This window comes from Rhizobium sp. 9140 (assembly GCF_900067135.1).
GTDB lineage: Bacteria > Pseudomonadota > Alphaproteobacteria > Rhizobiales > Rhizobiaceae > Ferranicluibacter.
On record NZ_FJUR01000002.1, the window covers coordinates 326424 to 338996 of the forward strand.

10 protein-coding genes are annotated in these 12573 nt (G+C 62.2%); 8 read left to right on the plus strand and 2 right to left on the minus strand.

Features of this window, described 5'->3' with window-relative positions:
• Positions 1–73: 73 nt before the first annotated feature.
• The 7 genes from GA0004734_RS18855 to GA0004734_RS18885 all read left to right on the plus strand — a co-directional run bounded on the left by GA0004734_RS18855 (position 74) and on the right by GA0004734_RS18885 (position 7702).
• Positions 74–1003, plus strand: a complete 930-nt coding sequence (locus GA0004734_RS18855; RefSeq protein WP_092938171.1) for an ArsR/SmtB family transcription factor — start codon at positions 74–76, stop codon at positions 1001–1003.
• A gap of 114 nt (positions 1004–1117) precedes the next feature.
• Positions 1118–2629 carry an arabinosylfuranosidase ArfA gene (locus GA0004734_RS18860; protein ID WP_092936899.1) on the plus strand — a complete coding sequence of 504 codons (1512 nt, stop codon included), beginning with the start codon at positions 1118–1120 and terminating at the stop codon, positions 2627–2629.
• A 158-nt stretch (positions 2630–2787) separates the two neighbouring features.
• A complete protein-coding gene (gene ugpC, locus GA0004734_RS18865) occupies positions 2788–3891 on the plus strand; it encodes an ABC transporter ATP-binding protein (protein WP_092936901.1) in 1104 nt (367 codons plus the stop codon).
• On the plus strand, positions 3884–4822 hold the full coding sequence (locus GA0004734_RS18870) for a carbohydrate ABC transporter permease (protein ID WP_092936902.1): 939 nt from the start codon (positions 3884–3886) through the stop codon (positions 4820–4822). The genes ugpC and GA0004734_RS18870 overlap by 8 nt, the downstream gene beginning before the upstream one ends.
• 47 nt (positions 4823–4869) lie before the next feature.
• On the plus strand, positions 4870–5697 hold the full coding sequence (locus GA0004734_RS18875; RefSeq protein WP_092938172.1) for a carbohydrate ABC transporter permease: 828 nt from the start codon (positions 4870–4872) through the stop codon (positions 5695–5697).
• Between the two features lie 64 nt (positions 5698–5761).
• The gene (locus tag GA0004734_RS18880; RefSeq protein ID WP_092936905.1) at positions 5762–7087 is read left to right on the plus strand and encodes an extracellular solute-binding protein; all 1326 of its coding nucleotides are present in this window, start codon (positions 5762–5764) and stop codon (positions 7085–7087) included.
• Positions 7088–7255: 168 nt separating this feature from the next.
• Positions 7256–7702, plus strand: a complete 447-nt coding sequence (locus GA0004734_RS18885; protein ID WP_092936907.1) for a DoxX family protein — start codon at positions 7256–7258, stop codon at positions 7700–7702.
• Positions 7703–7748: 46 nt separating this feature from the next.
• Here the strand turns inward: GA0004734_RS18885 and speB are convergent, their stop codons facing one another.
• Together speB and GA0004734_RS18895 are read right to left on the minus strand one after the other, a co-directional pair.
• Positions 7749–8798 carry an agmatinase gene (gene speB, locus GA0004734_RS18890; RefSeq protein WP_092936909.1) on the minus strand — a complete coding sequence of 350 codons (1050 nt, stop codon included), beginning with the start codon at positions 8796–8798 and terminating at the stop codon, positions 7749–7751.
• Between the two features lie 88 nt (positions 8799–8886).
• A complete protein-coding gene (locus GA0004734_RS18895; RefSeq protein ID WP_092936911.1) occupies positions 8887–11409 on the minus strand; it encodes a methyl-accepting chemotaxis protein in 2523 nt (840 codons plus the stop codon).
• A gap of 246 nt (positions 11410–11655) precedes the next feature.
• Between GA0004734_RS18895 and GA0004734_RS18900 the strand changes: the two genes are divergently transcribed.
• Positions 11656–12555 (plus strand): DMT family transporter, encoded by a 900-nt coding sequence (locus tag GA0004734_RS18900; RefSeq protein WP_092936913.1) that lies wholly within the window; start codon positions 11656–11658, stop codon positions 12553–12555.
• Positions 12556–12573 lie beyond the last annotated feature (18 nt).

The window sequence follows — 12573 nt, forward strand, 5'->3', positions numbered from 1 at the left end:
ATGCTGTTGTTGACTGGATCAGTTTTATCGATATGAATTAAAACCGCAAAAGCCTAGCTTGGAGTGCCAGTTCGTGAGCCGAAATTTTCTCGTCGTCGATCCTGAAGAGAATCAGGCCGTCCTGAAAGGCTTGGCATCGCCGGCACGCATTTCGATCCTGAAGTTGCTGCAAAACAAGGGACCGATGAACGTCAACGACATCGCAGACGTCCTCCGATCACCGCAATCCAGCGTGTCGATCAACGTCCAGATGCTGCAGGAAGCCGGGCTGATCCGCACGGAAACCATCAAGGCGCGGAAAGGAAACCAGAAGGTTTGTCACGCACTTTACGATGAGATCCTGATCGTTCTAAAGAATGATATCAAGGAAACGGAACCGGATGCCATCGATGTGTCCATGCCGCTTGGCCTTTATACGAGCTTCGAGGTGTCGGCACCCTGCGGGCTCTGTTCGGTCGATGGCATCATCGGGCTCCTGGATGTACCCAGCACGTTTCTCGATCCAGACCGCATGAAAACCGGGCTGATCTGGTTCACCCGTGGTCATGTCGAGTACCAATTTCCCAACAATGCCCGCCTTGCCAATGCACACATCCGCGAACTGGAATTCGTGATGGAGCTCTCCTCCGAAGTCCCCGGCACCAGTGCCGACTGGCCTTCCGACATCACGCTTGGCGTCAACGGCGTGGAGGTGGGAACATGGACCTCTCCTGGAGATTTCGGCGATAAGAGAGGGGTTTACACGCCGGATTGGTGGAAACTGAAGGGCTCGCAGTACGGCAAACTCAAGAGCTTTCGGGTGAATGATGAAGGCTCTTACGTCGATGGCCTGCGGATGTCAGACATCCGTCTCGACGACCTGAAACTGGACGTCCATCATTCCATCCGGCTGCGGATCGGTGTGCGCGACGATGCCAAACACCCGGGCGGCATCAACATTTTCGGGCGCGGTTTCGGCAACTACGATCAGGATATCCTGCTGCGTCTGCGCACCCGCAAATAAGACGTCGCTGTCGCACTGCACAACATTTTCCGCTTGACGCCTCTCGCCGCCTCCGCTCTATTCATCTTAAATCATGATATAAATCATGAAGTGTGATTTATTTGGGAGGACGGCATGAAGGCGTCAGTTATCGCCCACAGCAAATTCACGATCTCGGAGATCGACCCGCGGCTCTACGGCTCGTTCATCGAGCATCTGGGCCGCGCCGTCTACACCGGGATCTATGAGCCGGACCACCCGACGGCCGATGGCGACGGCATGCGTCAGGACGTCATCGATCTCGTGAAGGAGCTGCAGGTCCCCATCGTCCGTTATCCCGGCGGCAATTTCGTGTCCGCCTACAATTGGGAGGACGGCATCGGTCCGCGCAAAGAGCGCCCCGTTCGCCTCGATCTCGCCTGGCACACGTCGGAGAGCAATCAGGTCGGCATTCACGAGTTCGCCGACTGGTGCGAGACGGTGGGCACCGAGATGATGCTTGCGGTCAACCTCGGCTCACGCGGTCTCGACGAGGCGCGCAATTTCCTCGAATACGTCAATCACGAAGGCGGCAGCACCTGGAGCGACAAGCGCCGTGCCAACGGCCGCGAAGCGCCGTTTGACGTGCGCCTCTGGTGCCTCGGCAACGAGATGGACGGCCCCTGGCAGATCGGCCACAAAACGGCCGACGAATACGGGCGGCTGGCTCATGAGACGGCAAAGGCCATGCGCGCCTTCGACAGCCGGCTCGAACTCGTCGTCTGCGGCTCCTCCAACGCTCACATGCCGACCTACCCGCAATGGGAGGCGACGGTGCTGGAGCATACCTATAACGAAGTCGACCATATCTCGCTGCATATGTATTTCGAGAACCGGGCCAGGGACACGGCGAGCTATCTCGCCCGCAGCCTGGAGCTCGACACCTATATCGGCACGGTCGCCGGCGTCATCGCCTATGTGAAGTCGAAGAAGCGCTCCAAGAAGGACGTCTATATCTCCTTCGACGAGTGGAACGTCTGGTACCACTCCAAGGAGCGGGACAAGGCGATCCTCGAAGGCCACAATGGCTGGCCGGAAGCGCCGCCGTTGCTGGAGGACGACTACAATTTCGAGGATGTGCTGCAGGTCGGCTGCATTCTGAATACGTTCATCAACCGGGCCGACGTGGTGAAGATCGCCTGCCTTGCGCAGCTGGTCAACGTCATCGCGCCGATCATGACCGTGCCCGGCGGCCCGGCCTGGCGCCAGACGATCTTTTACCCCTACTATTACGCCTCGGTCTACGGGCGCGGCACGGCCCTGAAGCTGATGGTGGACAGTCCCAGCTACACGGTCGAGGATATCGGCGCTGTCCCCTATCTCGATGTCTCCGCCGTGCACGACGCGACATCGGGCCATGTCACCTTCTTCCTCGTCAACCGGCATCTGAGCGAAGCGCTCGATCTCGATGTCGGCCTGCTCGAATTCGGCAGCCTGACGGTCGTCGAGGATCAGGTGATCGCTCATTCCGACCTCCGCATCACCAATACGGCGGAGACGCCCGACAACGTCGTGCCGGTGAAGGGCGAAGGCGCCCTGTTTGCAGACGGTCGTCTCACAGCGTCCATCGCGCCGTTAAGCTATCGGATGATCCGCCTCAAGGGCTGACACGGGTCAAAAAGCGGTATTGCGAACCGGAGGAGGATACCCGGTTCGGTGACACGGAATGGCGGCAAGGATGGCGGATGGACGGGCGGGAACCCGCGCCACCGCCGGGAGGATATGATGCAGACCTGTGTTTTGAACGACACCGGCAGGAGGCTTGCATGACCGCGCAGATCGAGATCGACAGCGTCACGAAGCGCTATGGCGCAATGACAGTGCTTGAAAACCTCTCGCTATCCGTCAAAGCCAATGAGTTCATGGTGTTTCTCGGCCCTTCCGGCTGCGGAAAATCGACGCTGCTGCGCATGATCGCCGGGCTCGAAAGCGTGGACGAGGGCACGATCTCAATCAATGGCGAGCGGATCGACACGCTGCCGCCCGGCCAGCGCGGCATCGCCATGGTGTTCCAGTCATACGCGCTCTATCCGCATATGACGGTCGCCGACAATATGGCCTTCGGCCTTGAGAATATCGACGTGCCCAGGGGCGTGATCGATGCGCGTCTGGCGGAAGCTGCTCGTATGCTGGAAATCGGGCATCTCATGGAGCGCAAGCCCGGCCAGCTCTCCGGCGGGCAGCGCCAGCGCGTCGCCATCGGCCGCGCCATCGTCAAGGAACCCAAGGCCTTTTTGTTCGACGAGCCGCTTTCCAACCTCGATGCAGCTCTTCGGGTTCGAACCCGCGTGGAACTCGCGCAGCTGCGCAACCGCGTCAAGTCCACCATGATTTTCGTCACGCATGACCAGATCGAGGCGATGACGCTGGCCGATCGTGTCGTCGTTATGAACAACCGGCAGATCGAGCAGATCGGCACGCCGATGGACATCTATCTGAGGCCGGCCAGCCGGTTCGTCGCGACCTTCGTCGGGTCGCCCACCATGAACTTCTTGCCGGTCACCCTGTCGGAAAGTGGCGGATTCCTTGTGGCAACGCTGCCGAACGGGGGACAGCTGACAACCACCATTCAGGCCAATGGCGTGGCCGCGGGCGAACAGACGCTCGGCATCCGCGCCGAGGCCGTCCGTCGCGCGGAGCCTGGCGCCGTCAACACGATGCCCGGCCGGGTCGAGGTGCTGGAAAGGCTCGGCGACCGCACGCTGCTTTATGTCCGTCTGAAGGACGGCAGCATGATCGTCGCCGAGGATATCGGCATGAGCCGCGTTGCCATCGGCGATGAGATCGCGCTTGTCCTCGACGGCACGCGAACCCACCTGTTCGATACCGAGGGTCGCGCCCGTCATGCGGAGGAGATCGGCCATGGCTGACCTGACGCTTGGCGGCACATCCCCGGCGGAACGGCCCGCATCGTCCCGACGACGGGTCCAAAACGTCAACGCGCCGCGCTGGCGCAATGCGATCTTCGTCGCGCCCTACCTCGTTTTCTTCGTTCTGCTGCTCATCGTGCCTTTGTTCTGGGGCATGTGGATGAGCCTGCACAAGGCGGACGCGTTTTCCACCGGCCGCTTCGTCGCCCTTGCCAATTATGTCAGGCTTTTCAACGACCGGATCTTCCTGCAGGCCATCGGCAACACCTTCTATTTCGTCCTTCTCACCATGCCCGCGCTGGCGCTGATCGGGCTTCTGCTGGCGTTGGCGCTCAACCGGCAGACGCGCACGGCAGCGGTGCTGCGCACCATCTTCTTCGCCTCGTCCGTTCTGTCCGTCACCATCGTCACGCTGATCTGGCGCATCGTCTTCGTGCCGGGCTTCGGCCTCCTCTCCACCGTCTACGGCTGGTTCGGCGCAACGGCTCCGGCCTTCCTGTCGGATCCGAAGCTGGTCATGATCGCCATCGCCATCGCGACGATCTGGTGGTGCGTCGGCCTGCCGATAATGCTGTTTCTCTCCGCGCTCCAGCAGATCCCCGACGATATCTATGAGGCAGCGGCACTCGACAATGCGGGCCGCTGGCGCACGTTCCGGTCCATCACCTTCCCATCCATCAAGCGCACCTTCGTGCTGGTCGTCGTCATCCAGATCGTGCTTCAATTCCAACTCTTCGGGCAGGCACGGCTGATGACGAATGGTGGGCCAAACAACGTATCCACCCCGCTCGTCCTCTACATCTACGACGCCGCCTTCAAACGTTGGGATCTCGGCCTCGGCGCTGCGGCTTCCGAAGTCCTGTTTGCGCTGATCCTCGTTGCCGCAATGATCCAGTATCTCGTTTCCCGCCGCAAGGGAGAGGACGCATGAGCACGATGACAGCCACATCCGCACAGACAGGCGCGGGACCTTCCGGCATGGTCGGACGCAGCACGGGCGACCGCGTCATTCTCGCCCTTACGATCGCGACGGCCGTCGTCATGATGGCGCCGCTGGTCTGGGTCGTCGCTCTGTCGCTGAAGGACAATAAGGAGCTGATGGCGAGCATGAACGCCGTGTTCCATGCGCCCTACACGCTCCAGAACTACCTCAACATCCTCACGACCTCGTCGGTCTTCCGATGGATTCTCAACAGCCTCATCGTGTCCGGCGGGGTAACGCTCGGCACGCTGGTGCTCTGCTCGCTCGCCGGCTACGGCTTTGCCCGCCTCAATTTTCCCTTCCGCAACGCCCTCTTCGTGGTCGTGCTCATCGGTCTTGCCATTCCCGAGCAGGCCGTGCTGATCGCCCGCCACCAGCTCTTTTCCTGGTTGAAGCTGCACAACACCTATTCGGGGCTGATCCTGCCGTGGCTTTCGGCGCCGTTCGGCGTGTTCCTGATGACGCAGTATTTTCGCGCCATTCCCAAGGAGCTGGACGAGGCGGCGCTGCTCGACAATGCGAGCCGTTTCAAGATCTTCTGGAAGGTGCTTTTGCCGCTGACGGTGCCGGCGCAGGCGACGCTCGGCATCTTCACCTTTCTCAGCGTCTGGAACGACTACTTCTGGCCGCTGATCTCCGGCACGAAGAAAGACATGTACACGCTGACCGTGGGCATCGCCTCGACGCAGACGAACTTCGCACAGTCCGAGGGCCTCGGCTTCCTCATGTCGCAGGCGGTCTTTGCCAGCGCGCCGATCCTGATCCTCTATCTGTTTTTCCAGAAATACATCGTTACCGCCGTATCCGGCGCTGCCGTTCGGTGAGGAGACTGCCCGGCCTGTGTAGACAAGGCCGGTGAAACGCAATCATGACATGGAGGAGACACGCATGATGCATGTATGGAGGACGTCTATTCTGGCGGCGGCTTCGGCCCTTGCGGTAATGGCGGCGACGCCGTCTTTCGCGGCCACGGAACTCAGCCTGCAGCGCTTTTTCGGTGCTTGCGACGCCGATTTCGGCAGCAATACGGATGTGGCCAAAGCCGTCGGCGAGTGCGGGATCATCACCTCGATGATCAACAAGTTTAACGCCGACAATCCCGATATCCATATCTCGGTGACGACGGTGGAGTGGCCGGGCTACGACCAGCTGACCGCGCAGTTTGCGGCCGGCGATCCACCCGACATCGTCTCGATCCACCACTCCGCCCTCTCGGACTACCAGTCCAAGGGCCTGCTGATGCCGCTCGACGAGGTTCTCGCCTCTGTCGGCGTGAAGCCGGACGACTTTACCGATGCGGCCCGCAACGGCGTGACCAAGGACGGCCAGATCTACGGCCTGCCGATCGATAACTGGACGATGCTCTACCACATCAACATGGACCTGTTTAAGCAGGCGGACCTCGTGAATGCCGATGGCACGCCGAAGCTGCCGACCAGCGTCGACGAACTCCTGGCGCAGGCCAAGCAGTTTCGCGAGAAGACCGGCAAGCCTTACTTCGTCCAGAATCTTGCCAACGAGACGGCGCTCTATACCCGCAATTTCTACACCTACCTGTTCCAGCAGGATTCCGACTTCTTCGCCGATCCGCTGAAGGTCAAGTTGAACACGCCCGAGGCCAAAAAGGTTCTGGAGATGTACAAGGCGATCTTCGACCAGGGCGACACCACGAAGGACATGGACTACGCCGCCAGCATCAACGCCTTTCTCGCCGGCGAAGGTGGCGTACACCTCAACGGCACCTGGGTCATCGGCGACTACAATGCCTCCTCGGAAACGCCGGGGACTGCGCTGAACAAAGGCGGCTATGCCGTCTATCCCTATCCGCAGCTCTTTCCCGGCAAGAAATCGCAATACGCCGACGGCCACGCCTGGGGTATTTCGCAGAAGGACCGCTCAGCCGAAGAGACGGCGGCCATCGGCAAGTTCCTCAAGTTCTTCAAGGACAATGACTTCGAATGGTCGCGCACCGGCCACCTGCCATCCGTGAAGGCCGTGTTCGAAACGCCGGCATTCAAGGCCCTGCCGCACCGTGATACGGTGGCGCCGATTGCCACACTCGGCACGGCCCTGCCGTCGACCGTCCAGCGCCAGTTCGCGATTCAGGACATCATCGGTCAGGAAATGAACGCCGCGATGACCGGGCAGAAAGAGGTCGATGCCGCGCTGGCAGATATGGAGAACCGCATCAACGATCTCCTGGCCAACCTGTAGAGCCGGCTGAATCTCGGCTTATCTCCCTTGACCTCGGGGCGCTACTCCCTGCCTTCGAGGTCAAGGCCCGCCGCTTTCCCTGAAGCGGCGGGTCATTCGTATCGGGGTGCCATACGTTCTAAAAAACGGGCATAAAGCTGCAGACTTCCACAGGACGATGAACACCCCATGATCGGAGCGACGCACAGCGACCAACGGCATATCGGCCTGCGCATCGCGCTCTCTCTGTTCTACGCGGCGGCCGGCATCCTGCATCTCGTCTGGCCATCGCCCTTTCTGACGATCACGCCCGGTTGGGTGCCGTATCCCACAACGGTTATCGCGCTGACGGGTGTCTGCGAGCTTTTGGGTGCGATTGGTCTCTGGTTCCGCGCCGCAGAACGTGTGGCGGCGCTTGGCCTTGCGCTATACGCCGTCTGCGTCTACCCCGCCAACATCAAGCATGCCATCGACGGCCTGACGTCGGTCGACGGCCTGACGTCGGTCGACGGCATGCTTGATGTTGGCGTTCTGCCCTGGCTCTATCACCTCCCGCGTCTGGCGCTCCAGCCAGTGCTCGTCTGGCTGCCGCTTTATGCCGCCGGCATCCTGCGCTGGCCGCTTCGCAAACGGTAGACGCGGCAGGGCCAAGCCTGCCAGCGATCGGGAAGCGGTATCACGATCACGGCCTCAGCGACGGGCTGAACGCGAGCAGGCTCAGGATCTCGAACAGCATCTGTGCCCCGGCCTGGGCGGTGTTGGTCGTGCTATCATATTGCGGTGCGACCTCGACAACATCTCCACCGACGAAATTCAGACCCTTCAGCCCTCGGAGCAGTTCCAGCGCCTCCCGCGTGGTCAGACCGCCGATCTCCGGCGTTCCCGTGCCGGGCGCAAAAGCCGGGTCGAGACTGTCGATGTCGAAGGAGAGATAGGTCGGCCCGTCTCCGACGATGGCGCGCGCCTTCTCGACGATCGCCGGAACGCCCATTCCGGTCACCTCTTCTGCGTGGATGACCGTCATGCCGGCATCGTAGGAGAATTCCCAGAGATATTCGGACGAGCCGCGAATGCCGATCTGGATCACCCGTGTCGGATCGAGGACGCCATCGAGAACCGCGTTGCGGAACGGGCCGCCATGGTGGAACTTGGTCAGGTCATACGCACCGCCCGTGTCGCAATGCGCATCGATATGGATCATGCCGACAGGCCGCTCCCGCCCGACCGAGCGAAGGATGGGATGCGTGACGGAATGATCGCCGCCGACCGACAGCGGCAGGATGCCCTTTGCGACGACCCTGCCCACATGCTGCTCGATGTCCTCGTGGCTCATCTCCAGCCGGTAGCGGCTGCGAAAGGGAACGTCGCCGATATCCGCCACGCGCAGCTCGTGCACCGGCGCGACCTCGAGCACATGGTTATAGGGTCCGATCCGCTCGATCGTCCGCAGCGCCCGCGGGCCGAAGCGGGAGCCGGTGCGGTTGGTCACCCCGAGATCCATGGGAATTCCGAGCAGCGCGACCTGCAGCGCGTCGAACGCTTCGCTATCGCTCGGCTCGACCAGGGGCGCGGACAGGAGCGTCGGTATGCCGGAATAGGGCGCAGACCGCGTGCCCGTCTCGGAGAAGATATGTGCGGCCACGCGGCGAAAGCCGGGATCGCTGATCTCGCCCCCGTGCCCTGTCGCGTATTTTTCCCGCAATTCGCGCAGTCTCTGTTCGGTCAACGTCATCGGATGCTCCCGTAATATCAGAGCCTGACGCTATCTCCGTCTCCCGCCAATTCAACCGAAATCGACGAGAGCCTGCCTGAAGAACCGATCAGGCAGCCCGCGCGTGCCGAACATTGTCCTCCTCCAGCAGGCGGAAGCGGCTGACGAGGCCTGCGAGCATGTCGATATCCTCGGCAAGCTGCAAGGTTGCGGCATTGGTCTCTTCCACCATCGCGGCATTCTGCTGGGTCATGTGGTCGATCTGGTTGACGGAACCGTTGACGGATTCGAGCGAGGTCGACTGGTCGCGGCTGGAGATCGCGAGATGATCGACATGGCCGGCGATATCCACGATCTGGTGGGCGATTTCCATCAGGGCACTGCCGGTCTGCTCGACATATTGCGAGCCCGTTGCAACCTCCGCCGACGATTTCGCGATCAGCCCGCCGATTTCCTTAGCCGCTTGCGCCGAACGCTGCGCGAGGTCGCGCACCTCTTGGGCAACAACCGCAAAGCCCTTTCCGGCCTCGCCTGCCCGTGCAGCCTCTACGCCGGCATTCAGCGCGAGGAGGTTGGTCTGGAAGGCGATCGTATCGATGGCGCCGACGATCTGCCCGATCTTGTCGGAAGCCTCGCGAATGCGCATCATGGCCGAGATCGCATTCTGCACGATGCCGGAGGAGTTGTCGGCATTGCGCTTGGCGCGCTGAACGATGCCCTGCACGTCGTTGGCGCGACCGGCCGCCGTGCGCACCGTCGATGAAACCTCGTCAACCGCAGCCGAAGTTTCCTCAAGCGCTGCCGCCTGCTGTTCCGTCCGCTTGGCAAGGTCGCCGACGGCATCGGCCATCTGCTGGCCATTATGATGGATGGCGCTGGAGATATTGCGAATTTCCGAAAGCGTCTCGCGCAACCCACCGACCGAGGCGTTGAAGTCGCTGCGAAGACGATCGAGATGCGCGGCAAAGGGTGTTTCGATGGTGACGCTCATGTCACCGCGTGCGAGGCGCGACAGGCCCTGCGCCAGGGTGTCCACAGCGAACTGAACCTGCTGCGCGGCCTCCTGACGATCCGTATCGTTGCGCCGCCGCTGGGTCTCCGTCTCGCGACGCGTCGCCTCCGCCTGCTCTTCCATCGAGACCTTGGTGAGCGCATTGCCTTTGAAGACCGAAAGCGCGCGCGCCATGTCGCCAATTTCGTCGGAACGGTTTTCACCCGTGATCGACGTATCCAGCGCACCGTCGGCAAGGCGACGCATGGCAGCGGTGATCTGCCCGATCGGACCTTTCAACGTTATGACCAGTGCTGTTCCGGCGAGAAGGGCGATGAGAATGCCGGCAAGCGTCGCGCCGAGCGAAATGGTGTTCGCCTGCTCGCGCTCCGTGCCCGCACTCTGCTTCTGGCTCTCCGCGAATTCCGTCAGCAGCGTCCATGTCCCGTCGATCTGTGCGGCCGCGGCGTCGAACTCCGAGCGCTGTTTCGCCGACAAGGCCACGAGCGCGAGGGCGTTCGCCTCCAGGGATGCCATGGCCGGCTTCGCCTTTGCCGGCAGCGCGGCCAGAACCGTATCGCCGGGAACGGCGGTCGCGAGACCCTCCATCTCCTTGCCATAGGCATACAGCGCCTGCTGCACCGTCTTTACGCCGCCCTCGTCCGGAACGGCCGCGAGTTCGGCAAAGACGACGCGGATCTGGTTGGCATTTCCGACGATGGCGCGCAGCTTGTTGCCGACGCGATCGGCCTTGGCGATTTCGCCTTCCGCTGCGGCAAGCGCGGAGACGGCATTGCGCAGAGCGTCGTCGGACGCGGTCTTGATCGCCGCCGCCGCGCGGTCGAGCGAAGCGAGTGCGGTAACGAGATTGCCGACGGCGAAGGGATCGGTGCCGGCCTTTGTCGCGCCGTCTCCGACGGCCGCCATCTGAGGCTTCAGCGCATCGACGGCTGGAAGCGAGGTCTTTCCGAGGGCCTTGATCGTCGCGTCGAGCGCCGTGGACACGGCGGGCAGGCCCGTCTTGATCACCTTGATCCGGTCCGCATCGCTTGCCGCTGCGGTTGCCTGCGTCGCGAGCGTCTGCGCCGCGGAACCGAGCGCGCCGACTTGCAGCGCCGTTTTCAGGTCGGATTTCGCGGATTTCTCGAGGGTTTTGGCAGAGGCGAGGAGGACGAAGGCCTGTTTCCCCGCTGCGGCCTGCACGGCGAGAAGCTCCTCGGTGCTCGCGCCGACCGCGGTGGCGATCCGCTCGCGGTCGGTCTGCAGCGCCCAAAGGGTTTCGATGTTCGCGGCGATGCTGGCGGACTGGGCCAGCGCCTCGTCCAGCCGGGCGACATCCGTCTCCGCACGCAGGCCATCGGCCATCGTTTTCAGGTTGGCGATCTCGTCGCTCAGTTCCCTGCGCGCCGCATCGTGCGTCTCCGGCGACGGCTGCATCAGGAAGCGCGACATGGCGGAGAAGACTTCCTTGAAGCCGCTCAGCGACTGGAGGACGCTGTTGGAAATTTCCATGCGTCCCTGCAGCAGACCGGATGTGTAGAGACCGGTGATGCCGACGGCCGTGATGCTGAGCACGAACGGCGTGACGAGAACCAGCACCTTGGTCTGGATCCGTATCCGAGACATCAAACGATCGATCATGAAAAGCTCCCCCCACCCGCTTAAGGCCGCACCGGAGTGATCGGCGCAGCGTGTGCGGCATTCTGTCAAATGCGGATTAAAATATAATAAAATACTTACGATCCGTATGGCTCCGGCATCGGTGAACGTTCTGTCGGGTGCGAGAGAATTTGACGTTGCGGCGCAGGCCGGTTCCTGCCATTGCGGCACAGTCGATGGCGTGTCCCCTCCATGGTCGGGCTGGGGGAAACGCGGCGGGAGGGCCACATGGTTTCGGACGTCAAGGATAAGGGAGCGCTGACGGGGATCGCGCTGGCCACGGCGGGCTATGCCTGCTTCGCCTTGCAGGATGCGATCGTCAAATGGCTGGTGGCGGACTATGCCGTGCCGCAGATCCTGTTCTTCCGCAGCCTCGTGATCGTCGCCATCACGGGCATGCTCGTTCGCGTTCGCAAGCACCCCTCCGCCTGGCAGAGCCCCTACCGGAAGACACTGGTGCTGCGCGCGGCGCTGATGCTGGTCGCCTGGCTGCTGTTTTACAATGCGGCCCGCACGCTCGGCCTTGCGGAACTGACGACGCTCTATTTCTCGGCGCCGATCATGGTCATGTTCCTGTCGATCCTCGTGCTGAAGGAAACGATCGGCATGGGACGCTGGGCCGCCTGTATCGGGGGGTTCATCGGCGTGGTCGTAGCCGCCAATCCCACGCAGTCACCGAACCTCCTGCCGGCCGCCATGTGCGTCGTTGCAGGTTTCTGCTGGGCCTGGAGCACGATCCTCGTGCGTCTCGTCAGCCGCAGCGAATCCACGCTGACCCAGATGTATGCGACAAGCCTTCTGTTCGGCCTTGCCTGCGCGCTGGCGCTGCCCTGGGTGTGGACGACGCCGGATGCGACGGGCTGGGGCCTGCTGCTGGCGCTCGGCCTCATCTCCACCATCGGGCAGTACCTGCTCTATGACGGGTTCCGCTATGCGCCCGCTTCCGCCATCGCGCCGATCGAATATACCGGCCTGATGTGGGCCTTCATCTACGGCTACCTGATCTGGGCCGAGGTGCCGGCCATGAACGTCTTCATCGGCGCCCTCCTGATCGTTGCGTCCAGCATCGTGCTCGTCTTCTGGGAGCGACGCGGGCATGGCGCCCGCCGCAAGGGCTCGCCCGCCTGAGCCACGTCCGAGAGGATG

What these genes read in the sequence shown, in the direction of transcription:
- GA0004734_RS18860 (WP_092936899.1), top strand. Translation starts at nt 1,118, where the DNA reads ATGAAGGCGTCAGTTATCGCCCACAGCAAATTCACGATCTCGGAGATC.
- ugpC (WP_092936901.1), top strand. Translation starts at nt 2,788, where the DNA reads ATGACCGCGCAGATCGAGATCGACAGCGTCACGAAGCGCTATGGCGCA.
- GA0004734_RS18870 (WP_092936902.1), top strand. Translation starts at nt 3,884, where the DNA reads ATGGCTGACCTGACGCTTGGCGGCACATCCCCGGCGGAACGGCCCGCA.
- GA0004734_RS18875 (WP_092938172.1), top strand. Translation starts at nt 4,870, where the DNA reads ATGGTCGGACGCAGCACGGGCGACCGCGTCATTCTCGCCCTTACGATC.
- GA0004734_RS18880 (WP_092936905.1), top strand. Translation starts at nt 5,762, where the DNA reads ATGATGCATGTATGGAGGACGTCTATTCTGGCGGCGGCTTCGGCCCTT.
- GA0004734_RS18885 (WP_092936907.1), top strand. Translation starts at nt 7,256, where the DNA reads ATGATCGGAGCGACGCACAGCGACCAACGGCATATCGGCCTGCGCATC.
- speB (WP_092936909.1), bottom strand. Translation starts at nt 8,798, where the DNA reads ATGACGTTGACCGAACAGAGACTGCGCGAATTGCGGGAAAAATACGCG.
- GA0004734_RS18895 (WP_092936911.1), bottom strand. Translation starts at nt 11,409, where the DNA reads ATGATCGATCGTTTGATGTCTCGGATACGGATCCAGACCAAGGTGCTG.
- GA0004734_RS18900 (WP_092936913.1), top strand. Translation starts at nt 11,656, where the DNA reads ATGGTTTCGGACGTCAAGGATAAGGGAGCGCTGACGGGGATCGCGCTG.